Here is a 21,907-nt window from a genome sequence, read left to right on the forward strand (position 1 = left end):
CCGGGTCGGGCTGCACACCGGCTGTCCGTACGTTCAGCAGCCGCTATGGTCAGCTAAAGACGGAAATCAGGGACGCCGGTGGAAGCGTTCGGATTTCGACCGGGAGGTGATCATGACCGTGCCACCTTCTCAGCCGGCCCGACGAATCACTCGCGCTTCGAGGGCGGTTCTGAGCCGCCTGGTGCGAGTGCTGATGATCGTGGGCAGCTCGCTCAACGGGTCGCGCTCAGGCGACGAGCAAGCGCGCGCTCTGTACGAACGCCGGGACCGGGACTACAGGCCCTGAAAGGCCCCGCGCCGGACGCGGGCACCCTCTGCTCACTCACTGGTCCTCCATCCGCAGCTGATCCCGCCGGCCCGCTCGTCGACCGAGCACCCATCCGAGGACGCCCGCGACCAGCAGGAGACCGGCGATCACGCACAGGGCGCCGGTCGCCCGCCTCGGCGTCAGTGGATACATGCCGCTGAAGGAGAAGGTCTCGCCACTCAGAGGCGCGTAGGCGGTCCAGCCGAATGTGCCGAATGTGACGGGCGCGAACAGCAGCACTCCGGCGCCTACCAACACCAAGATGGCCGCTGCACCGAGCACGACCCACATCCACAATCTCGCCCGCATGCGCTCACGTTATCGACATCGGGGTCGGGATCGCTCAAGCCTTCTCTGAGCGGTCAGCGTCGAATCCAGTTCACCGCAGACAGCCCGGCATTCGAGAACCTGACCGAATAGAGGAGTGCAAGAAGCGCCATCAGCGGAAGCCCACCCGCGAGCGGCCACGGTGGCGTACCGGCCGGTAGGAGGAGGAGTGCGGCGAGCGTGGCGGCGAGCACATAGGCGAACACCGCCACGAGAATGATTCCGATGGTGATGTCGCGGCGCTGTGCTGCCACGTTCTCTTGTGGTTCTGCCAACCGCTGCAGATACCCAGCAAGTCGTTTGCGGAAGACGATCACAGCGGTCGCGACGATGACGACCCAGGCTGCGCATATCAGCACGACGGCGCGGCTATCCCAAAAAGGCACTCTCGATTCCCCCTAGTCGTCCGCGTCGAGTTGGTCAGACGGGTCGCGGCGCGTCGTCGTCATGGCCGTCATCGTATCGATGTGATCAAAGTGCAGGGGTGGCTCTCCTGGCGGCGCGAGGTGAAGGATGACAAGACCTACTTCAACGTCTCGATCAACGAGCCAGAGGTCGCCGACCACGAACCCGCAGGGCCGAGCCGCGGTGGGCGGACGAGCCACCGGCGGAGCCGTGCGGCACAGGCGAGCCGCCGCGGGATGACGGCGGGGTGCCGTTCTGATGGCGCGGCACGGACCCGCGAACGGCGGCGTTACAGCGGCGTCGACGCCTCGCCGCGGCGAAAATACCAGGAGACCCGGTGCAACGCCTGCTGCACGACCCCCTCCGGCTGCGGCCGGAACTTCATCTGCGACTGCCACAAGACGGCCGAGGTGCCCGCATGAGCGCCCTAGTTGAGGTAAGAGTCCACCTCCCACTTCGGCGTCCTCACACGTTGCGTGTGAATGCCGCGTGCGTCCGTCCAAGTGACGAGGCCGTCCCACCGGCTGTTGTCGGGCGGCAGCTGGATCGGCTTGATCTCGTCCGCGGAGACGACGTCGAAGGTGTTGCCTCCCGAGCCGCCGCCCTTTTGCGTCAGTTTCAGCTTGACGGCTACAGCGTCAGTCGTGCCGCGGTTGTGCAGCCCGAACGGCTTCTCGGGGCGGTAGTTCTTCTCGGCGGTCAGATGCTCCGTGAATTGACCGCTCCGCAACCAGTCCGTGTAGACCTCGAAACGCCACGGCCGCCAGCGCAGCCATATCGCCTGGTAGATAACCGTGGCGAGCTCGCGCCCCTTCTCGATCGCTGTGAACATCGCCACGACGCCGACGGCGAAGCCCCCGATCGCGCCCCACAACCACTCCATGACCGAATCCTAGTGAGGAGCACCCAATGCCCCCGGACTACCGAGTAGTCGCCGCCGTGCCCGTAATCCGCGGATTCATCACCCGAGAAGAGGCGGACGCGTTGGAGACGAACCCGTCTTTCAGAGCTCGGACAGCGCTAGACCGCGGAGAGGAACGGGCCGCGTCAACCACCCGGCTCACACGTCGCGGGCGAAGAGGTCTTCCCACGTTTCCCGGCGGATGACGGCCCGCGCCTCGCCGTCGCGCGCGAAGACCACGGGCGGGCGTCGGTAGCCGTTGTAGTTGTTCGCCATGGTGTGCGTGTAGGCGCCCGTGGCGGGGACGGCGAGGAGGTCGCCGACCCGCGCGGCCGGGAGCCGGAGCGGATCGATGAGCACATCCCCCGATTCGCAGTGCCGCCCCACCACTACGACGTCCTCCGCGTCCGCTTCGTGCATGCGGCCGGCGAGGACTGCCTCGTAGCGCTGCTGGAACAGTGCCGCCTCCAGGTTGTCGCCCATGCCGCCGTCGACGGCGACGAAGTTCCGGGCGTCTCGTTTCACGGTGGTGACGGTGTACAGCGTGAAGGCCGACTGGTTGACCATGCTGCGGCCGGGCTCCAGGATGATCTCCGCGTCCGCCGGGAGGTGTTCGCGGGCGGCCGCCAGCAGCGCTTCCACGTACTCGTCGACGGTCGCCGGCCGGTCGGCGAGGGTGTACCGGGCTCCCAAGCCGCCGCCGAGGTCGTAGACGGCGAACGTGCCGAGCGCCGCCAACGGCGCGACGGCCGCGGCTAGCTCCGCCGGATCCATGATCTGCGAACCGACGTGGGCGTGCACTCCCCGCATGTCGAGAAGCGGGCTCGCCTCGATCCGGGCGATGAGGAGTCGGGCGGCCTCGGCCGTCAGGCCGAACTTGGACCCCACCTGCCCGGTCTGCACGTGCGGGTGGGTGGAGGAGACCACGCCGGGGATGACACGGACGAGCACGGCCTGCGTGCGCCCCGGCTGGACCAGCTGCTCGAGCCGGTCGACGTCGTCTTCGTTGTCCACGACGACGAGGCCGACACCGGCTTCGACCGCGATCCGCAGCTCCTCGGTGGTCTTGGCGTTGCCGTGCATGACGATGAGTGCGGGGTCCACTCCCGCGCGCAGGGCGCTCAGGATCTCACCCCCGCCCGCGACGTCCAGGCCGAGCCCCTCCTCCACCATCACGCGCTGAACCGCGGTCGCCGGGAAGGCCTTCGAGGCGAAGACGACGCGCGCGTTCGCCCGGCGTGACGTGAGGGCCGTGCGGTACTCGCTCGCCCTCGCCCGCAGGCAGCGCTCGTCGACGACGATCGCGGGAGTGCCGAAGTCCCGCGCGAGGTCGTCCACCCGGCACCCGGCGATCACCAGCGTGCCGTCGGGATCGACGGCCGTCCCGGTGGGGAAGAGGTCGAGGAGGGGATGTGGCATGGCTGCGCCCTTCGGTCGGATGGGATCGGCGGTGGAGGTAGGCTCGGTGGGCCGGCTGGTGGTGCCGGAGGTCAGTCCTGCTCCCAGCCCGCGACGCCGTGCGGGACGACGATGACCGGAACGGGCGAGTGACGGACGATCTTCGCCGCATGCGAGCCGAGGAACACGCGGGCGATCGGCCCGAGCGTGCTCGAGCCGACCACCAGGACCTCCCCGGGCTCCCACCCGATGTCCGCGATCGCCGACTCCCACGTCACACCCATGCCCACGACGACACCGGAGACGGTGGGGGCGTCCTCGAGTTCGGTGACCTGGCGCACCACCGAAGCCGCGTGCCGTTCGATGTCGGCCGACCACGTGTCCGCGATCGGCAGTTCGGCGTCGAGTCCCGCGCCCGATGTCCCGGAGTCCCGGGGCACGACGGCGAAGGAGGCGACGCGCAGCTCCGCGCCCATCGCCGACGCGACGCCCGCCGCGCCGAGCACGAGGCCGGCCGATGCGCCCGTGCCCCGGTACGCGGCCGTCACCCGGCTCACACGCGCACCCTCGTCGGCGCGGTACCCGCGAGGCGCGATCGCGACCGGGAGCGGCGACGCGTGCAGCAGGGTGTCGCTCTCGGCGCCGAGCGCGATGCGCCCCGGTTGACCCCCGGCTCCGGAGCCGACGACGATCAGGGACGCCTCGCGCTGCTCGGCGAGCTCCACGAGGCCGCGCCTGGCCGACTGCGCCTCGTGCAGGAGGTACTCGGCGGCGATCGAACCGCCGAGCACGGCGGCGGCGTGGTCGAGGGCGCTGTCGGCGTTGTCCCGGGTGTACCCGCGCCACTCAGCGTCCGCTCCGCCCGCCGTCGACGGCCACGCAGGGGGGATGACGGCGGCCACGATGAGATCCGAGCCGGAGGAGCGGGCGAGCATCGCGGCGAGGTGCAGCGCGGATGCGGAGCGGTGTGCGGGGTCCACCCCGACGACGATGCTCATCTCCGGTTCGCCTTCCTGCGGGCAGCCGCGTCACTGATCTCGCTCTTGCTGGGCTGGGCGAAGTTGCTCGTGTACGGAGGCTCCTCCCCGGCGACCGGCCGCCCGGTCTGCAGCGCGGAATGCTTCCGGCCGTAGAACCAGTAGAAGACGAGGAAGACGGCGGTCCAGATCACGAACACGACGATCGTGATCACGCGCAGCTGGGTGATGATCGCGATACAGCCCACGATCGACAGGATCGGGATGGTCCAGCCGAGTGGGAGGCGGAAGCCGCGCTCCAGCTCCGGCTCGCGCACGCGCAGGATGATGACGCCGAGCGAGACCACGAGGAAGGCGACGAGCGTGCCGATGCTCGTCATCTCGGCGAGGAAGTCGATCGGGACGACGGCGGCGAGGATGCTCGTAGCGATCATGACGATGACGGTGTTGCGCACCGGCGTCATCGTCCGCGGGTTGACCTTCGCGAAGACCGGCGGGATCATCCCGTCCCGCGACATCGCGAACAGGATGCGCGTCTGCCCGTACAGGACGACGAGCGTGACGGAGAAGATGGAGATGATCGCGCCGATCGCCACGACGGTCCCCGGCCACGTGGAGCCGATGATGTTCTGCAGGATCGCGGCGAGTCCGGCATCCTGGTTCGCGAACTTCTCCGGCGCCTGGGCGCCGAGGGCGGCGAGGCTGGTGGCGACGTAGAGCACGATGATGATCAGCAGCGCGAAGATGATCGCGAGCGGGAGGTTCCGTTTCGGGTTCTTGGCCTCCTCACCGGCCGTCGACACGGCGTCGAGACCGACGAACGAGAAGAAGATGATTCCGGCGCCGCCCACGATGCCCGCGAATCCGGCCGGCGCGAAGTTGTGGAAGTGGTCGGTGTTCCAGCCGGTGAAGGCGACGGCGCAGAAGAACACGACGACGGCGATCTTGATGACGACCATGATGCTGTTGACCGTCGTGGACTCGCGCGCTCCGCGCAGCAGGAGCAGCGAGCACAGCACGATGACGATCACGGCGGGCACGTTGACGATGCCGCCCTGCTCCGGCGCCTGCGAGAGCTGCACCGGGAGCTGCCAGCCGACGAGATTCTGGAGCAGCTGGTTGACGTACTGCGACCAGCCGACGGCGACGGCGGCGGTGGAAACCCCGTATTCCAGCAGCAGGCACGCCCCGACCGCCATCGCCGTCCCTTCGCCGAGCGTCGCGTACGCGTACGAATAGGTCGAACCGGAGACAGGGACGGCGCCCGCCATCTCGGCATAGCAGAGCGCGGTGAGCCCGGCGACGACGCCGCCGATGACGAACGACCAGATCACCGCCGGCCCGGCGACGGGGACCGCCTGCGACAGGATGAAGAAGATTCCTGTGCCGAGCGTTCCGCCGACGCCGATCATGGTCAGCGAGAACAGGCCGATGCTGCGTTTCAGCTGCACCTCACCCGCCGCGGGCGGCGTCGTCGGTTTTCTGCGCAGCAGCTGCTGGGCGATGGTGGGCATACCAGTCTCCTTTGAATGGTGGGGGATCAGGGGGTGACGGTCACCCGGAACCGCTCGACCCCCGGGTCGGCCGCGCCGCGCACATACCCGGACGGGGACGCGGCGACCGCGTGCAGGAAGGCCACGGTCTGCGCCGTGATCTCCTCGCCGGGGATCAGGTTCGGGATCCCGGGCGGGTAGGCGGCGAGCGTGTCGGCGGAGATGCGCCCGACGGCTTCCGCCGCCGGGACGAGCTCGGTCTCGGCGAAGAACGCGTCGCGCGGGAGGATGCGCAGGGGGCCGGACTCGGGCAGCGCGGGGAAGGCGTCCGTCCTGCCACTCGCCCGCTCGGCGCCGGCCTCCGGCGAGTCCGCCGCCGCGACGAGCGCTCGGTGCGCCCGGCCGACATCCGGCGTCTTGCCCGCGCCGATGAGCGCGACGAGGGTGGTCACCGTCGACATCTCGAAGAAGATCCCGTCGGCGTCGATGAGACGCTGACGCAGCCAGTGGCCGCTGACCCCGGTGCCCGACACGTCGATCGCGACCCGCAACGGGTCGACGGCCACGATGTCGTCGAACGCGCCGAACCCGTCGCTGAGGACGCCGAAGCGCGGGTCGGACCGGAGGGCTTCGCGGAACGAGTCGGCGACGGTGATCGACCGGCCGATCAGCTCCGCACCGGTGGCGAGGGAGTGCCGGGCGATATCGAGCGAGGCCTGCAGCAGCGCGGAGGTGGAGGTCGAGGCGGTGATCGAGACGGCTCGTTCGACGAGCGGCTCGAGCGCATCGGCGAACGGGCCGTCGCCGAGGTGCAGCATGGCGGACTGCGTGAGCGAGCCGCCCAGCTTGTGGGTGCTCGAGATCACCAGATCCGCGCCCAGCCGCGCCGGCGACTCGGGGAGATCGGGATGGAACCCGAAGTGCGGCCCCCACGCGCCGTCGACGATCAGCGGCGCGCCGTGTGCGTGCGCCACCCGCGCCAGACCGGCGACATCGGCGACAGCGCCGAAGTAGCTGGGGGAGACGATGTACACCGCGTCTGACGGATGCCCGGCGCTCGCCGCCGCGGTCAGCGCCTCGTCGAGGGCGGCCGGCGAGACGCCGTGCGCGACGCCGTGATGAGAGTCCAGCGACGGAAGGACGAACGAGGGCGCGAGGCCCGCAGAGAGGACGCCGTCGCTGAAACTGGAGTGGGCACTCCGCTGCGACAGGATGTTCTCGCCGAGTCCACGCACAGCGAGCGCTGCGATCCGGTTGGCCTGCGATGCCCCGCCGGTCAGGAACCAGGTGCGGCGTGCGCCCCACGCGTCCGCCGCCAGCTCGAGCGCGCGGCTCAGCGGCGAGTCGTCACCGAGGTCGATGTCGTCGACCAGCATCGGGACATCCAGCTGCAGCGGCCGGTCGCCGAGGAACGCGGCGAGACGCGCACTGAGGCCGAGGCCGTCCCCGCCGTGTCCCGGCACCATCAGCGGAAGGGGGACGCGGGCCGCGTGGCGCTCTAGAGCGTCCGCGTAGGGCGTCTCCCAGTGGCGGAGGTCGGCGGCGGGCGGCAGCAACGGAGACGAACGAGTGAGGGACACCCTTCCATCGTCAGGGCGGCGCCGCCGGACGAGAACCCCTAAAGTCCTCCCGGCCCACATAGAGTGTATGTGGCTCTTCACCCGATCGGGCCGTCCATCCCACCACGAACAGGGCATCCCGATGGCAGATCTGCGACAGTTCGAGGCGCTCAAGGCGGTGCACGCCGAAGGTTCGGTCACCGCGGCCGCCCGCCGCCTCGGCTGGGGCCAGCCGACGGTCGACTACCACCTGAAGAACCTCGAGCGGCTCATCGGATCTCCCGTGCTCACGCGCTCGCCCCGGGGCAGCAGGCTGACCCCGGTCGGCATGCTGCTGCTGGATCGCGCGCAGGAGATCCTGACGCTGAGCGAGCGGGCGATCGGCGACGCGCGCGAGTTCACCGAGCTCGGGAGAGTCCGGCTGCGGCTGGGGACGTTCGCGACGGCGGCGGCGAGCATCCTGCCGTTCATCGCCGCCTCCATCGGCGACCTCGGCATCGGGATCGACGCCACGGTGGAGGAGGTCCCCACGCTCGTCGACCAGATCAACCGCGGCGCGCTCGACGCCGCCCTCGTCTTCACGGTGCCCGGCTACGAGCTGCCCTTCCGCCCCACCGTGGATGCGATGGAGGTGTACCGCGATCCCCTCATGCTGGCGCTGCCCGCCGGTCATCCGCTCGCGTCGCGCCCGGCGATCGATCTCGCCGCCCTGCTCTCGCTCCGCGATGAGCGCTGGGTGTTCGCCACCTCCGCAGACGACGCGATCGACCGCGTCCTCACCGACGCGTTCGCGGCAGAGGGCCACGTCCTCGACGTCGCGATCAGGACCGACGACTTCCAGGTCCTCCTCGGCATGACCGCCGCGCGGATGGTGGTCGGGATCATCCCGAGTCTGGCGACGACCGCCGAGCACCCCGGCATCGTCCTGCGGCCGATCAACGACCCGTCGTTCGTGCGCTCGATCCTCGTGGCGACGACATCCCCCGACGAGGCGGGCCGTCGTCCGTCGCCCGCGGTGCGCCACCTCGTCGCCGCGGTGCGGGACGGGTTCGCCGCGGTGCGGGTGGGAGCCGGCGCCTCGGTCTGACGGGCTCGGACTCAGCCGAACGTCTGCGACTTGTACCAGACGGCGAGTTCCGTCCTCGACCGCAGTCCCAGCTTGACCAGCGCGTTCTGGATGTGCGCCTCCACGGTGCGGGTGGAGATGAAGAGCTGGGATCCGATGGCTTTGTTCGTCATGCCGTCGGCGGCCAGCGCGGTGACCTCCGTCTCGCGCGGTGTCAGCACCGAACGCGGCACCGAGCTCAGCTCTGCGTGCTCCGTCGTCCCGGACACCGCGAAGCCGATGCTGGCCTCCTCATCGAGCCCGGCGCCGGCCCGGAAGCACTTGTCGAAGGTCTCGTCGCCCAGCCGGGAACGAAGAGCCGACTCCACACCCGACCGGTGGAACTCGAACGGCGGATACGCGACCATCACGACAGCGCCCAGGTCACGCCAGCGGGCGGCGGCGGATCCGAGGAGCTCGGCCCCCTTCCGCGGGCTGCCCGTCAGCCGGGCGATCTCGGCCAGGAGCTCCTGGTTCTGAGCGACTCCGAGCGGGTTGTGGAGTCTGCGCTTGAGCTCCAGCGCGGCGTTCGCCTCCTCCGTCGCCCGCTCGTACTCGCCGAGAGCCAGCCACTCGGCGGCCGTGTACGAGTGAACGAGCGACTGCTCGAACCGGTCTCCGGCGAGGCTGCAGTGTTCGAGGATGAGTGCGTTCAACTGCTCGCCCTCCTCCCACTGGCCGGCCTTGAGCAGACGGTGCGCGAGCCGTTCCGGCGTGTTGAACCGGCGGAACGTGAACGCGTGCTCCCCATCGAGCTCGACGGCGCGCCGGAACCAGCCGATCGCCTCTACATCGCCGCTCTCGCAGTGCGCTGCCGCGATCGCCAGGGAGATCTCGGCGCTCGTCGACCGGGGGCCGTCGAACTCTCGCGCCGCGTGCAGGTCGGCGGCAGCGAGCGCGTGCCTGCCTGCGAGCGCGTGCGTGAGCGACCGGACGGCGAGCGCCTCGACCACGAGCTGCCCCGGCTTCGCGGGCGTCGCCAGGGCGGCAGCCACCCAGGAGTCGTATTCGTCGAAAGTCCCGTGGGTCTGCCACGCCTGGCGGTAGGCGGTCGTGCACAGGGTCAGCGCCAGCTCCCCGTCCTGCTGACGACTCGCGTACCGTAACGCCATGCGGACGTTGGGCAGATCGTTCCGGATCCCGGTGAGGATCGCATCCTGCCGCCGGGAGAACCAGAGATCCTCGATCTCCTCCAAGCGCGCACGGACCGTCTCCGCCTGGGCCCGATGCGCGATCTCGTCGTCGATCAGATGTTCGGCGCCGAATTCTCTCAGTGCCGGGAGCATCGCATAGCGGCTGCCGCCGTCGGCCGGCCGGCGTTCGACGATGGATTTGCGGAGCAGGTCGAAAACCAGCCCCGTCGCGTCGACGCCGGCGCCCAGGACCTTCGACAGCACGGCCTCGGCGAAGGGGAGATCCCATCCGGGCGCGAGCACGCTGAGACAGGCCCAGGCGTCGCGTTCCTCCGAGCTGCACTGAGCCCAGCTGTAGGCGACCGAATGGCGCAGGGAGTCGCTGCGCGAGGGTGCCGCCGCGGAGGGGGAGCGCAGGGAGTCCAACTGCGAGTGGAGCCGGCCATCGAGATGCCGGAGATCCATGAACTGCATCTGTGCGGCGGCGAGCTCGATCGACAGCGGGACGCCCTGGAGGATCTCGCACATGTCGATGATCTGCTCCAGATCGTCGGCGTTCGGCTCGAAGGTCGCGTCGTGCTGGCGCGCCCGCTCGATGAAGAGTTGGACGGCAGCGCTCGATTCGGAGAGGCCCGCCGACGGAAACGGCTCGATCGGAAGCAGGACCTCGGCAGCCGACCCCAGCGGCTGGCGACTGGTCGCCAGGAACCGGACCCCCGGACACGCGGTCAGCACCGCCTCGGCGACGGTTTTGACCTCGGCGACCGAACGATCGCAGTTGTCCATGACGATCAGCATGTCTCGCTGCGCGAGCGCATCGGTCAGGGCGCTCAGCCGGGGCGAGTCGGCAGGGATCCGCAGGTCGTGGATCAGGGTCGCTGTGACGTCGAGCGAGCCGCCCTCCAGATCCACGAACCAGATGTCGTCACGGTGCGAACGCCTCAGGCTGTGTGCGGCCTCGATCGCGATCCGGCTCTTGCCGACAGCGCCTGTCCCCACCACGGTGACGAGCCGGGCGGTCGAGGTGAGAAGCTGCCGGATCCGCGCGACCTCTGCGCGCCGGCCGACCATGCTGGTGAACGGCGACGGAAGTCCCACGGCACCCGGTGACGCGTCCGTGCGCACTGCCCCTCCTTCCGGGGAGTGGTTGCCGGCCGCGATGAGACGCCCGACGGGATGATTGTGGCACTGCGCGGCCGGGGACTCTAGGAGCTTCTGGGTTACGGCGCCCCCGATCCGCCGATGGAGTCGCCTCTTCCCGGCGACAGGAGGCGGCTGCTACTCTCGCCGAAAATCCGGCAAAGGCGCTGAGTACACGATTGTCGATCCTCAGGGGAGTCGAACGTGAACATCCGGATGCATTCCCGAACCATCGCCGCCGTGGCGGCCGTTCTCGTGGGCGGCGCCATGATCGTCGGCGTTCCCATGGCGGCGAACGCGGCGCCCCTCCCGTACCAGGATCCGAGCAGGAGCGTCGCGACGCGGGTGGCGGACCTCCTGAGCCGCATGACCCTCGACGAGAAGATCGGCCAGATGACGCTGATCGAGCGCCGCTGGCTGTCGGATGACGGACTCGCGAGCGGGATGGTCGGCGCCGGGTTCTCGGCGGGCACTTCGACGCCGGCGAGCAATACCGTCGCCGGCTGGGAGGACATGTACGACGGCTTCCAGAAGGCCGCCCTGCGCAACCGGCTCGGCATCCCCATGCTCTACGCGATGGACGCCGTCCACGGCGCGGGCAACGTGCATGGCGCCACCATCTTTCCGCACAACATCGGTCTCGGTGCGACCCACGATCCGGCGCTGGTCCAGCAGATCGGCCATGCCGTCGCGCAGGAGGTGAGTGCGCTCGGCATCGACATGAACTTCGCGCCGACCGTCGCCGTGGTTCGGAACGACCGCTGGGGACGCACCTACGAGTCGTTCGGCGAGGATCCGGCCCTCGTCTCCTCGATGACGACCATGGTGACGGGCGAGCAGGGGTCCTCGCTGTCGGCGGCGGACTCCGTCATGGCGTTGACCAAGCACTTCGTCGGCGACGGGGGGACGACCGGCGGGGTCGACCGGGGGAACACGCAGCTGAGCGAGGCCGACCTGCGGGCCATCCACCTTCCTCCGTTCCGCGAGGCCGTCCGCCGCGGAGTCTCGGCCGTCATGGTCAGCTACTCGAGCTGGAACGGTGCGCGCCTTCACGGGGACAAGTATCTGCTGACCGATGTCCTGAAGAAGGAGCTCGGCTTCTCGGGAATCCTCGTCTCCGACTACGGCGGGGTGGACTATCTGGATGGCGATAAGACCACCCTCTCGGCCTACGACGTGCGCACGGCCGTGAACGCGGGCATCGACCTCATCATGGTGCCCGACGAGTACTCGCACTTCCACGCCGAGCTCGTGGCCGAGGTCCACGCCGGACGTGTCTCGCGCGCACGCATCGACGACGCCGTCTCGCGCATCCTGACCAAGAAGTTCCAGAAGGGGCTGTTCGAGCATCCCTACGCCGATCGATCCCTCGCGAACCAGGTCGGGTCGGCCGCGCACCGCGCGATCGCCCGGAAGGCCGTCGCCGAGTCGACGGTCGTGCTGAAGAACGACCGGGGACTCCTGCCGTTGCCCAGAAGTGCCGGCAAGGTCTTCGTCGCGGGAAGCGGAGCCGACGACATCGGTCAGCAGTCCGGTGGATGGACCATGGGATGGCAGGGCTCCCTCGGCCCGATCGAGCCGGGGACGACGATCCTCGGCGGTATCCGCGCCGCGGTTGCCCCCGGCACCACGGTCACCTACTCGCCCGACGGGTCGGGGATCGACGACAGCTATCACGATGCCGTCGTCGTGGTGGGGGAGAAGCCGTATGCGGAGTACGAAGGCGACAACACCGGCGACATGCGCCTGAGCGCATCGGACCGGGCTCTCATCGACCGCGTCACCGCATCGGGAGTGCCCGTGACGCTCGTGCTGCTGAGCGGACGCCCCCTCGACATCGACGAGCAGCTCGGATCCGTGCGCGCTGCGGTCGAGGCGTGGCTGCCCGGGACGGAAGGCGCCGGCGTCGCGGACATCCTGTACGGCGGCGTTCGGGCGACCGGCACCCTGCCGGTGACGTGGATGCACGATGCCGGACAGCAGCCCATCAACGCCGGCGACGGCCAGAACGCCCTCTTCTCCGCGGGCTACGGGCTTCATCCCACGACCGGACAGTCCGCCTACGACACGATCGGCGCCGTCTACTACGACGATCAGCGCGGCACGTCGACTGAGAACTGCAGCGATACCGCGTGCGGGCGCGCGCTCGGCCACCTCGCCGACGGCGACTTCGCGGGGTGGTTCGACGTGGACTTCGGATCCACGGCTCCGCGGTCGGTCTCGGTCCGGCTCGCCTCCGGTGCGACCGCGACCGGAACGATCGAGGTGCGCACGGGCTCGCCCGCCGGACCGGTGCTCGCCCGCATCCCCGTCGCGTCGACGGGAGGATGGCAGCGGTGGGTGACGAAGACGGTTCCGCTCGCCCTCTCGCCGACCGGTACCGACCGCGTCTACCTGCGATTCGTCGGCGCCCGGACCGGCAGCGCGGACGAATTCGCCAACGTCAACTGGCTGGTGTTCTCGCACTGACGCGCCGGGGGGATTTTCGAACGGCCACGACTCAGAGACCGCGCGTATTGTGCGCCAGGGGGCCGACGGGAGGAGACGCACGACGTGCAGGAGACCGTGAAGCGCATCACGCGAGCCGCAGCGGACGCGGCGCCGGCGCAGGGCCCCATCGCGTGACCGCCCTCCCGACCGACGCGGAGCGCCGCCTCGCCCTGCGGCGGATGAAGGGTCTCGCGACGAGCCTGCTCGTCGCGGCCGCCGTGGTGTTCGCCGTGGCGTACGCGCTGCAGGACCGCTACCCCTGGCTCGGGTTCGTGCGCGCTGCCGCCGAGGGCGCGATGGTGGGTGCGCTCGCCGACTGGTTCGCGGTGACCGCGCTGTTCCGGCATCCGCTCGGGCTGCGCATCCCGCACACCGCGATCATCCCGAACCGCAAGGACGAGATCGGGGCGAGCCTCGGCGAGTTCGTGGAGACGAACTTCCTCTCCGACGAGGTGGTCGCCGGCAAGCTGGGCACCATCGACCTCGCCGGCGCGGCCGCCGACTGGCTCTCCGAGGCTCAGAACGCCCGCCGGGTGGTGGCGGAGGCCTCGCGCGGAGTGACCGGGCTCGTCGCCCTGCTCGACGACGACCGGATGCGGGAGGCCGTGGAGGCGGTCGTCCGCACAAACCTCGTGGCGCCGCTGTGGGGCCCGCCGCTCGGGCGGCTCGGCGCCCGGGTGCTCGACTCGGGCGGCCACCGCGAGGCGATCGACCTGGTGCTGGACCGGCTCGACGAGTGGCTCGCGGCGAATCCGGAGGCGTTCGAGTCGGTGGTGTCACGGCGCCTACCGTCGTGGCTGCCGTCGTTCGTGGACCGCGTGATCGACGAACGCCTCCACGCGGAGGCGCGCCGGTTCGTGCGGGAGATGCGGGAGGATCCCGATCACCGCCTGCGACGCTCGCTCGACGAGTACCTGATCCAGTTCGCCGACCGGCTGCAGCACGACGAGGCGACCATCGAACGACTGGAGGCGGCGAAAGGGCGGGCGTTCGACGACCCGCGGATCCGCGAGCTCGCCGCGTCCGCGTGGGCGGCCGCCCGCACCGCGGCGATGGATGCGCTCGCCGACGAGGACGGGGAGCTGCGGCAGCGTGCGGAGGCGTTCGTCTCGGACATCGCCCGCCGCGTCCTCGCCGACGGCGAGCTGCGAGCCTCCCTCAACAGCCGGCTGACCGGCGCAGCACTGCACCTCGTGTCGACCTACCGGAGCGACATCGCGCACGTCATCACCGAGACGGTGCAGGCGTGGGATCCGGCCGAGACCACCGAGAAGATCGAGACGCAGATCGGCCGCGACCTCCAGTTCATCCGCATCAACGGGACGGTCGTTGGCGCGCTCGCCGGGCTCGCGATCTACAGCGTCGCCGCGGGCGTCTCCGCATTGTTCTAGCCGCTGGGCCGGTCCGCGCGCACGAGGAACACGATCCCGTCCGGGTCGCGTAGCGCGGTCGCATCGGGTGCAGTGGAGACCGCGTCCGTGGCCCCGATCCCCACCAGCCGGGCCACCTCGTCGGCGAGCTCGTCCGGCGGCGCGGTCAGGAGGAAGTACTGGCGATCCGTGGGTTTGCCCGCGTCGACGGGTTCGCCGCTCCACGCGAGCTTGGTTCCCCCGGCCGGCGCCTGGATGGCCACCTCCTCGCCCTCGTCCCAGACCACCGGCCAGCCGAGGGCGCGACTCCAGAAGATCCCGGTCGCCTGGGTCCCCTCGCAGGTCACCTCGCCCAGTGGCCCGCACCCGGCGAGGTAGGTGTTCTCGTCCTCGATGACGCAGAACTCGTCCCCGACCGGATCGGCCATCGCTGCGTAGCTGCCCGTCGGCACGTGGCCGTTGCCGCGCAGCCGACCTCCGTGCTCCACCGCGGCCGCGATCGCCTCCGCCTGACGGCGCTCGGCGCGACTCAAGTGCAGGTGCAGCCGGTTCCGTTCGGTGCCGTGGGCGGCGCCCCCGGCGAAGCGGAGTCCGACCTGCCTGTGGTCACCCGGCAGCAGGATGCCGCCGCCGTCGGCCTGCGGCGTCCGGCCGAGGACCGCTCCCCAGAACGCTGCGTCCGCCTCCGGGTCGCCCGAGACGAAGGTGACGGAGTCGAATCGGACGCTCATGACGTGAGAATAGCCCGCGCCGCGGTAAGAATGCCGGGTCAGCGGTCGAACTGCTCCCAGTGGCCCTCGCTGATCACCTCGACGCGACCGTCGACGACGGAGATCGCCGTCTGGTCGTCGATCGCATACGACCGCCCCGGGATGCGCTCGGCCCAGCCGCGCGCGGCCTCCAGCGTGTTGCCCGACCATCCGGGATAGTCCAGGTGCGGGAAGATCGAGAAGTCGACGAGACCGAGGGTGTCGTCGGGACCGTCCGGCTGCCAGTCGAGGAACTCCCGCCCCACGCGCGGCGTCATCACCATGCTGCCCGCGCTCACGCCCACCCAGACGGTGTCGACGAGCTCGGGGAGCAGCGCGGCCAGACCCGACTGCTGCATCCACGTGAAGAGGTACCGGGCCTCGCCGCCGTCCACCAGCAGCACGTCGGCGTCACGCACCCACGGCATCCAGCGCTCCTGGGCCAGGCTCGGCAGCGCGGTCAGTTCGAGCACTCCGACCGACTTCCAGCCGAGGCCGACCAGCCCCGGGTCGTCGTCCCAGCGGTCCGCGGTCGACCTCCAGACGGTCTGCGGGCTGCAGGCGGGCTGTCCCCACTGCGCGGTGGGGACGAACAGGGCGTCGCTGTCGGCGAACGGCTTGCCGAGCATCCCGATCAGCGCCTCGCGGATGCCGGCGTTGGTGACTCCTCCCGACGTGAGCAGCAGCTTCATCCTCGTCCTCCCGGTCGACGCGTGAGATCGCCGCCCACCGTAGTCCGGAAGGCGTCGGCGCTGGAAGGCTCACGCCTCGAACGCCCCTTGCCAGCCCGCAGCCGACGGCGGTGCAATAGCCCCATGAGACACAACGACACAGGACCGTTCGGGATGCGGATGCCCGACATTCCGCCGGCGCGACGTGCCATCTTCGTCGCGGTGATCGCCTGGAGCCTCGCCTGGAAGGGCGCATCGCTCTGGCGCGCGGCCAGGAACGGCAGCAAGCCGTGGTTCGTCGCCCTGCTGCTGACCAATACGCTCGGCGTGCTGGACGCCGTCTACCTCTTCGTCCTGGACCGCCATCGGTCGAGCTACCGGCTGATCGAGGAGGACATCCTCACCGCGACGGGGGAGCCGGAGCAGGGCGGCCACTGGGACGAGCCGCGCGGGCCCGCAGGGCCGTGACCGCGCTTCGCTGACGCCGGACTACCGCGGGAGGCGCGCCCGGCGGTACGCCCCCGGGCTCATGCCCACGACCTGACGGAAGCGGTCGTGGAACTGGCTGACGGAGCTGTACCCGGACTGGTGGGCGATGTCCGCGATCGACGTGGTCGAGGTGATCAGCAGACGCTGTGCCTCGTGGATGCGGCAGCTCGCCACGTACTCGCCGATCGTCACGCCGAGCACGCGCTTGAACAGAGCCATCGCGTAGTTGGGGTGCAGGTGCGCGGCCGCGGCGACCTCGGCCACCGGGAGCGGCCGGGACGCATGCTCGGTGATGTACCGCGCCATCGTGGCGACGGCGTCGGTGCCGGACCCGCTCGCCGTGATCCCCGCCGGCGGCGTCTCGCCACGGGACCCCGGCTCGTGGCTGAGCAGCACGCGCCGCAGCCGCACCTCGATGTCCCGCTCCGCGGTGTCGCGCTGGATGCGATCGCCCTCCAGCTCGGAGCGCCACACCCGGACGCTCTCCTCGTCGAAGGTGGCTGCCGTGCACGGGCCGGTGATGACCTCCCGGCTGAGGAGGCGCTGCAGGAGCGGAGCGGGCAGCTGCCAGGTCAGCATCCGTCGCAGGGGCACGGTGACCCAGTTCATGCGGGCCGGCTCCACCGTGAGCAGCTGATGCGGCTGAGCCGCCCAGAACAGGACGAATGCGTTGCTCGGAACGAGCAGTTCCTGGCCGCGGATGACGTAGCGGATGGGGGAGGCGCAGACGTTGATCTCCACATCGTCGTGAAGGTGGGGCTCCGACATCCCCGCGGTGTCGCCCTCCCACGACGCCAGGCCGAACGAACCCTGAACGATCGTCGCAGACATTACTTTCCCGGATCTTTTCGCTACTTATGGCGGTGGATGTGCGGTGCACCCGGCTCTTAGCGTAGCGACATGACAACACTCACGACACACCACCTGAGCCCCGCCGAGATCGAGCAGTTCGACGAGCAGGGCTACCTCATCCTGCGCGACCGCATCCCCCAGGACCTCCTGCACCGGCTGCAGGACGCGGCCGACCGCTGGATCGCGGACGGTTCGGCACTGCCCGAAGGCGACGAGCGCGCCCAGGACTACGCGTACGCGAACCGGCCGAGCGGCCGCGTCATGTTCCGGGTGGACTACCTCCACAACAAGAACGACGCTGCGTCGCTCGAACTGCTCGGGTCGCCCGCGGTCCTCGGCATCGCCGAGAGCCTCGCCGGGCCGAACTTCGTCCCCACCTACGAGTCGCTGGTCTTCAAGAAGGCCGGAGACGGCGCGCCGATCAGCTGGCACCAGGACGCCGTCCACCCGCGGACGCACCGCATCTTCAACATCGACGTCTACCTGGATCCCTCGCGCAAGGGCGAGGGCGCGCTCCGCGTGGCGCCGGGCTCACACAAGCAGCCGGTGGACGTCTGCCAGCTCGAGGAGGAGTACGGCTGGGATGCGCCCGGCGTCATCCAGGTGGAACTGAACCCGGGCGACGTGCTCGTCCACGACGTCATGGTCGTGCACGGCTCCGAGGCGGCGCTCGGGAACCGGCTGCGACGGACCATCTACTACGAGTTCCGGGCCGCCGAGCAGATCCTCGCCGAAGGCCCCTGGGATGCGGAGTGGGTCGACCGCCGGCTGCGCCTGCTCCCCGTCGCGCTGGACATCCACGCCGAGCGCAACGAGGACGCCCCGCAGTTCGAGTGGTCCATCGACTCGCAGCTACGGCCCGAGCCGATGGGCGACCAGGATGCGGAACTGCGCATCGCCCACCTGGTGCACAGCCCCGGCTCCTACTGCAGTGCGGGAAGCGTCCCCTTCACCGCCTGACCGACCGCCCACTCCTCCGCCTCGACACGGAACAGCCACACCGTGTCGGGGTGGGAGAGCGGGACCTGCACCCCTACCGTTCGCAGCGCCCGGCCGGGCAGGACGATCTCGGCCGGCACGGGCTGACCGCCGGAGGAGTCCTCGCCGGTGAGGAGGGCGACCCGGTAGCGGGTGCCGTCGTCGAGTCCGCGCAGCGTGGCCCTCCCGAGGGGTGCGGCATCCGACCGCCCGAGGAAGGCGAACGCGAACAGCGCGGCCCGCTTGTCCGGCGCCACGACCCCGTGGACCCAGAGCGTCGGGTCGATGGGGTCCATCCGGACCAGCTCCCCGTGGTGCAGCAACTCACGGTACTGCTTGTGGAGAGCGATCCACTCGGTCAGCTGGTCGAGCTCAGAGTCGCCGGCCCGGGTGATGTCCCACTCGATGCCGAAGTGGCCGAAGAACGCCGAGCCGGCGCGGAAGCCCAGGTCGTGCACCCGATGCGTGGTGTGCGAGCGAGGCGAGGCGATGTGCGCGCCGAGCAGCTCGGGCGGCAGGAGCTGCTGCGTCCAGCGCATCATCTCCTGCCGCTCGAAGGGGTCGTTGCAGTCGGACACCCAGACCCGATCCGTGTGCTCGATCACGCCGAGATCCACCCGGGCGCCGCCCGAGGAGCACGATTCGATCTCCAGACCGGGGAAGCGCTCCTTGAGCTCGGCCATCAGACGGTAGGCGGCGAGCGTCTGCTCGTGGACGCCGGGGGCGCCGCCCGGCGCCGTCCCCGCATCCACCAGGTCGCGGTTGTGGTCCCACTTGACGTAGCGGACATCGTTCTCCGCGATGATCTGCACCATGCGGTCGCGGACGTAGGCGTACGCCTCCGGGATGCCGAGGTTGAGGACCTGCTGGTGGCGCGCTTCGACGGGCAGGCGGCCACCGGTCTGCATGATCCACTCGGGATGGGCGCGTGCCAGATCGGAATCGGCGTTCACCATCTCCGGCTCGAACCAGAGGCCGAACTCCATCCCGAGCGCTGTCACGTGATCGACGAGCGGCGTGAGACCGTCCGGCCAGACCTCGTCGTCGACGTACCAGTCGCCCAGGCCGGCACGATCGGTTCGGCGTCCGCGGAACCAGCCGTCGTCGAGAACGTACCTCTCCACACCGACCGTCGCCGCGCGCTCGGCCAGGGCGAGAAGCTTCGGGAGGTCGTGGTCGAAGTAGACCGCCTCCCACACGTTGAGGGTGACCGGGCGCGGGCGGCGGGGATGCTGGGGCCGCGCCCGCAGGTGCCGGTGCAGCCGCCGCGCCTGGTCGTCGAGCCCGTCGCCGTACACCCCGTAGACCCAGGGCGTGCGGTAGCTCTCGCCTGGCTCGAGCACGATCTCGCCGGGCAGCAGGAGCTCGCCGCCGCCGATGACCTGCTCGCCGCTGGAGAGCCGCTCGGCGTAATGCCGGTGGTTGCCGCTGAAGCCCACGTGCGCGCCCCAGACCTCGCCGTGCGCGAAGCCGAAGCCGGCCTCGCCAACCGTGAGCAGCGTCGCGGCGTCCGGACCCGTCCGGCCGCGGCGTCCTTCGCGCAGGTGGATGCCGACGTTCAGCGGCCCGCGCTGCGGTGTGCGCTCCTTCGCCCAGCGGCCGCCGAAGTCGAGCACCTCGTGCGCCCGCGCGGGGAGCGGGAACGCGAGCGAGAGGTCGTCCAGCCGGTAGGTCGCACCCCGATTGGTGAGCGTCGCCGCCGCACGGAGAACGCCGGCGGCGCTGAGCTCGATGACCAGTTCCAGCCCGAGCTGCGCGGTGTCGTCACTTGCCTCGAGCTCGACCCGTCCGCCTCCGGAGAGCGTGATCAACCCGTCGGCATCCGCCGTCCCGGTCCTCACCTCGGTCACCCGGAACCAGGGCGACCACGACTCCCCGTCGCGACTGCCGCTCAGCCCCGGCCGTCCCAGCCACCCGGTGTGCTGCTCCGGCAGGACCGCGAGCCTCACCGGGTCGTCCGGCGAGCTGGGGGCCGGAGGGCGCACGTCGGTCAGCGCGATCGCCGTGGCGTCCGCCAGATCGATGGGGCCGAGGGCGGCGCCCCAGTGCACGAGGGCGGGGAGCCGTCCCCGGCGGACATCGAGCAGGGCGCTGACGCCGTCGGCGGTGAGGTGGATGAGGTCGGGGCGCATGATCTCCTCGATGAGCGGTGGGGAAACGGTACGGGCGCCGGGGGTGACCCCCGGCGCCCGCAGTGACGATCGCCTGGTCTACTCCTTGACCGGGATCGACTGGGCCTTCAGTGCGTCGATGGTCTTCTGCTGACCCGTCTTGAGCGCATCCAGCAGGGTTCCGTTGCCACCGAGGGCGGCGCCGAAGCCATCCGAGACGTCAGTGTACGTCTGCGTCATCGTCGGGCCCCAGGTGAAGTCGGGGTCCACCTCGCTGGAGGCCTGCTTGAACACGTCGTAGATCTTCTGACCGCCGTAGAACGGCTGGCCGGAGGTGAACGCGTCGAGGTCGGCGCCGGCCTTGGCCGCCGGGTAGAGGCCGCCGAGCTTGTTCTCCAGCGCCAGGGCCTCCGGGTCGGTGTTCAGCCACATGGCGAACTTCGCGGCCTCGTACGGGTGCTTCGACCCCTTGAGGACGGCGGTCGAGGAACCGCCCCAGTCGCCGGCCTTCTTGTCGCCCGCGGACCACTGCGGCATGGGGGCCACGGCCCACTTGCCGGCGGTGCTCGGCGCTCCGGTCTCGAGGGTGGAGGCGCCCCACACGGCGGAGACCCACGTCCACTGCTGTCCGTCGTCGAACGACTTGTTCCAGTCGTCCGAGAAGGAGGCCAGCTTGGACACCTGGCCGGCGTCGATGAGCTTCTGCCAGTAGTCGGCGACCTGCTTCGACTTGTCGTCGGTCAGGTTGACGGTCCACTTGTTGCCGTCGTTCTTGAACCACTCGCCGCCGGCCTGCCACACCATGCCCGCGAACCAGTTCACGTCGGTCTTGGGGAAGTTGGTGATGTAGGCGCCCTTCGCCTTGATCAGGGCGGCGTCCTTGGCGTACTCGTCCCACGTGGTCGGCACCGGGATGCCGGCCGCCTGGAAGAGGTCCTTGCGGTAGAACAGTGCGATGGGGCCGGTGTCCTGCGGGACCGCGTAGACGGCGTTGTCCTCACCGAAGGTGACCTGGTTCCAGGTCCAGTCGACGAAGTCGTTCTTGGCGTCGGCGACCGGCTTGCACGATGCGATGTTCGTCAGGCCGTCCTGCACGCGGAAGTTCGGGAGGGCGTCGTACTCGACCTGGCCGAGGTCGGGAGCGTTGCCCGCCTTGATCTGGTTGAAGAAGTTCTGGTAGGTGCCGGCGTTGCCCGAGGGGCCCGTCTGGAACTTCACCTGGATGTCCGGGTTCTTGCTGTTCCACAGGTCGACGACCTTCTCCATCCCGGGGACCCAGGTGGTGAAGGTGAGGTTGACCTTGCCGGAGGACGGCTTGCAGTCTCCGCTCGCGGCCGCGGTGCCCGAGCCGCTGGAGCCCTGACCGGTGCACGCGGTGAGGGCGAGAGCTGCGGTGAGGCCGACGGCGGCGGCGACCATCCTTGTCCGTGCTTTCATCATGTGTCCTTTGTT

The 21,907-nt window shown here is 70.0% G+C and carries 19 protein-coding genes; 6 read left to right on the plus strand and 13 right to left on the minus strand.

Features of this window, described 5'->3' with window-relative positions; translation table 11 throughout:
* Positions 1-322 precede the first annotated feature (322 nt).
* Both QRN40_RS10475 and QRN40_RS10480 read right to left on the minus strand, forming a co-directional pair.
* A complete protein-coding gene (locus QRN40_RS10475) occupies positions 323-616 on the minus strand; it encodes a hypothetical protein (protein ID WP_285115561.1) in 294 nt (97 codons plus the stop codon).
* Between the two features lie 53 nt (positions 617-669).
* Entirely contained in the window at positions 670-1,020 is a 351-nt protein-coding gene (locus tag QRN40_RS10480; protein WP_285115562.1) for a hypothetical protein, read from the minus strand.
* A gap of 81 nt (positions 1,021-1,101) precedes the next feature.
* Here QRN40_RS10480 and QRN40_RS10485 point away from each other — a divergent pair, with 81 nt between their 5' ends.
* Positions 1,102-1,461 carry a hypothetical protein gene (locus QRN40_RS10485; RefSeq protein WP_285115563.1) on the plus strand — a complete coding sequence of 120 codons (360 nt, stop codon included), beginning with the start codon at positions 1,102-1,104 and terminating at the stop codon, positions 1,459-1,461.
* 5 nt (positions 1,462-1,466) lie between these two features.
* Here QRN40_RS10485 and QRN40_RS10490 read toward each other — a convergent pair whose 3' ends face one another.
* From QRN40_RS10490 to QRN40_RS10510, 5 genes are all read right to left on the minus strand, one after another.
* Positions 1,467-1,922: a hypothetical protein gene (locus QRN40_RS10490; RefSeq protein WP_285115564.1), complete on the minus strand. Its 456-nt coding sequence runs from the start codon at positions 1,920-1,922 to the stop codon at positions 1,467-1,469.
* Positions 1,923-2,099: 177 nt separating this feature from the next.
* Positions 2,100-3,359, minus strand: coding sequence for a diaminopimelate decarboxylase (lysA, locus tag QRN40_RS10495; protein ID WP_285115565.1), 1,260 nt, complete (start codon positions 3,357-3,359; stop codon positions 2,100-2,102).
* Between the two features lie 71 nt (positions 3,360-3,430).
* Entirely contained in the window at positions 3,431-4,336 is a 906-nt protein-coding gene (locus tag QRN40_RS10500) for a universal stress protein (protein ID WP_285115567.1), read from the minus strand.
* A complete protein-coding gene (locus QRN40_RS10505; protein WP_285115568.1) occupies positions 4,333-5,829 on the minus strand; it encodes an amino acid permease in 1,497 nt (498 codons plus the stop codon). The genes QRN40_RS10500 and QRN40_RS10505 overlap by 4 nt, the downstream gene beginning before the upstream one ends.
* Before the next feature lie 26 nt (positions 5,830-5,855).
* A complete protein-coding gene (locus QRN40_RS10510; protein WP_285115569.1) occupies positions 5,856-7,388 on the minus strand; it encodes an aminotransferase class I/II-fold pyridoxal phosphate-dependent enzyme in 1,533 nt (510 codons plus the stop codon).
* A gap of 121 nt (positions 7,389-7,509) precedes the next feature.
* On the opposite strand from QRN40_RS10510, the gene QRN40_RS10515 reads away from it, so the two are divergent.
* A complete protein-coding gene (locus QRN40_RS10515) occupies positions 7,510-8,454 on the plus strand; it encodes a LysR family transcriptional regulator (protein ID WP_285115570.1) in 945 nt (314 codons plus the stop codon).
* An 11-nt stretch (positions 8,455-8,465) separates the two neighbouring features.
* Here QRN40_RS10515 and QRN40_RS10520 read toward each other — a convergent pair whose 3' ends face one another.
* Complete coding sequence (locus tag QRN40_RS10520) at positions 8,466-10,730, minus strand: ATP-binding protein (protein ID WP_285115572.1); 2,265 nt, start codon at positions 10,728-10,730, stop codon at positions 8,466-8,468.
* A gap of 231 nt (positions 10,731-10,961) precedes the next feature.
* On the opposite strand from QRN40_RS10520, the gene QRN40_RS10525 reads away from it, so the two are divergent.
* The gene (locus QRN40_RS10525) at positions 10,962-13,214 is read left to right on the plus strand and encodes a glycoside hydrolase family 3 protein (RefSeq protein WP_285115573.1); all 2,253 of its coding nucleotides are present in this window, start codon (positions 10,962-10,964) and stop codon (positions 13,212-13,214) included.
* A 152-nt stretch (positions 13,215-13,366) separates the two neighbouring features.
* On the plus strand, positions 13,367-14,626 hold the full coding sequence (locus tag QRN40_RS10530) for a DUF445 domain-containing protein (RefSeq protein ID WP_502878912.1): 1,260 nt from the start codon (positions 13,367-13,369) through the stop codon (positions 14,624-14,626).
* Here QRN40_RS10530 and QRN40_RS10535 read toward each other — a convergent pair.
* Together QRN40_RS10535 and QRN40_RS10540 are read right to left on the minus strand one after the other, a co-directional pair.
* The gene (locus QRN40_RS10535; RefSeq protein WP_285115574.1) at positions 14,623-15,336 is read right to left on the minus strand and encodes a VOC family protein; all 714 of its coding nucleotides are present in this window, start codon (positions 15,334-15,336) and stop codon (positions 14,623-14,625) included. The two genes, QRN40_RS10530 and QRN40_RS10535, sit on opposite strands and share 4 nt — an antisense overlap.
* 38 nt (positions 15,337-15,374) lie before the next feature.
* Entirely contained in the window at positions 15,375-16,046 is a 672-nt protein-coding gene (locus QRN40_RS10540; RefSeq protein ID WP_285115575.1) for a Type 1 glutamine amidotransferase-like domain-containing protein, read from the minus strand.
* A gap of 123 nt (positions 16,047-16,169) precedes the next feature.
* Between QRN40_RS10540 and QRN40_RS10545 the strand changes: the two genes are divergently transcribed.
* A complete protein-coding gene (locus QRN40_RS10545) occupies positions 16,170-16,493 on the plus strand; it encodes a DUF5652 family protein (protein ID WP_285115576.1) in 324 nt (107 codons plus the stop codon).
* Positions 16,494-16,514: 21 nt separating this feature from the next.
* On the opposite strand, the gene QRN40_RS10550 is transcribed toward QRN40_RS10545, so the two are convergent.
* Positions 16,515-17,345 carry a helix-turn-helix domain-containing protein gene (locus tag QRN40_RS10550; RefSeq protein WP_285115577.1) on the minus strand — a complete coding sequence of 277 codons (831 nt, stop codon included), beginning with the start codon at positions 17,343-17,345 and terminating at the stop codon, positions 16,515-16,517.
* A 69-nt stretch (positions 17,346-17,414) separates the two neighbouring features.
* Between QRN40_RS10550 and QRN40_RS10555 the strand changes: the two genes are divergently transcribed.
* On the plus strand, positions 17,415-18,326 hold the full coding sequence (locus QRN40_RS10555) for a phytanoyl-CoA dioxygenase family protein (protein ID WP_285115578.1): 912 nt from the start codon (positions 17,415-17,417) through the stop codon (positions 18,324-18,326).
* On the opposite strand, the gene QRN40_RS10560 is transcribed toward QRN40_RS10555, so the two are convergent.
* Positions 18,290-20,476, minus strand: coding sequence for an alpha-galactosidase (locus tag QRN40_RS10560; RefSeq protein WP_285115579.1), 2,187 nt, complete (start codon positions 20,474-20,476; stop codon positions 18,290-18,292). The two genes, QRN40_RS10555 and QRN40_RS10560, sit on opposite strands and share 37 nt — an antisense overlap.
* A gap of 78 nt (positions 20,477-20,554) precedes the next feature.
* Entirely contained in the window at positions 20,555-21,892 is a 1,338-nt protein-coding gene (locus QRN40_RS10565) for an ABC transporter substrate-binding protein (RefSeq protein WP_285115580.1), read from the minus strand.
* Between the last annotated feature and the right edge of the window lie 15 nt (positions 21,893-21,907).

It is taken from the genome of Leifsonia sp. fls2-241-R2A-40a (assembly GCF_030209575.1).
GTDB lineage: Bacteria > Actinomycetota > Actinomycetes > Actinomycetales > Microbacteriaceae > Leifsonia.

Coding starts and splice junctions, on each gene's coding strand:
- QRN40_RS10475 (WP_285115561.1), bottom strand. CDS start 616: ATGCGGGCGAGATTGTGGATGTGGGTCGTGCTCGGTGCAGCGGCCATC.
- QRN40_RS10490 (WP_285115564.1), bottom strand. CDS start 1,922: ATGGAGTGGTTGTGGGGCGCGATCGGGGGCTTCGCCGTCGGCGTCGTG.
- lysA (WP_285115565.1), bottom strand. CDS start 3,359: ATGCCACATCCCCTCCTCGACCTCTTCCCCACCGGGACGGCCGTCGAT.
- QRN40_RS10500 (WP_285115567.1), bottom strand. CDS start 4,336: ATGAGCATCGTCGTCGGGGTGGACCCCGCACACCGCTCCGCATCCGCG.
- QRN40_RS10505 (WP_285115568.1), bottom strand. CDS start 5,829: ATGCCCACCATCGCCCAGCAGCTGCTGCGCAGAAAACCGACGACGCCG.
- QRN40_RS10515 (WP_285115570.1), top strand. CDS start 7,510: ATGGCAGATCTGCGACAGTTCGAGGCGCTCAAGGCGGTGCACGCCGAA.
- QRN40_RS10525 (WP_285115573.1), top strand. CDS start 10,962: ATGCATTCCCGAACCATCGCCGCCGTGGCGGCCGTTCTCGTGGGCGGC.
- QRN40_RS10535 (WP_285115574.1), bottom strand. CDS start 15,336: ATGAGCGTCCGATTCGACTCCGTCACCTTCGTCTCGGGCGACCCGGAG.
- QRN40_RS10540 (WP_285115575.1), bottom strand. CDS start 16,046: ATGAAGCTGCTGCTCACGTCGGGAGGAGTCACCAACGCCGGCATCCGC.
- QRN40_RS10545 (WP_285115576.1), top strand. CDS start 16,170: ATGAGACACAACGACACAGGACCGTTCGGGATGCGGATGCCCGACATT.
- QRN40_RS10550 (WP_285115577.1), bottom strand. CDS start 17,345: ATGTCTGCGACGATCGTTCAGGGTTCGTTCGGCCTGGCGTCGTGGGAG.
- QRN40_RS10555 (WP_285115578.1), top strand. CDS start 17,415: ATGACAACACTCACGACACACCACCTGAGCCCCGCCGAGATCGAGCAG.
- QRN40_RS10560 (WP_285115579.1), bottom strand. CDS start 20,476: ATGCGCCCCGACCTCATCCACCTCACCGCCGACGGCGTCAGCGCCCTG.
- QRN40_RS10565 (WP_285115580.1), bottom strand. CDS start 21,892: ATGAAAGCACGGACAAGGATGGTCGCCGCCGCCGTCGGCCTCACCGCA.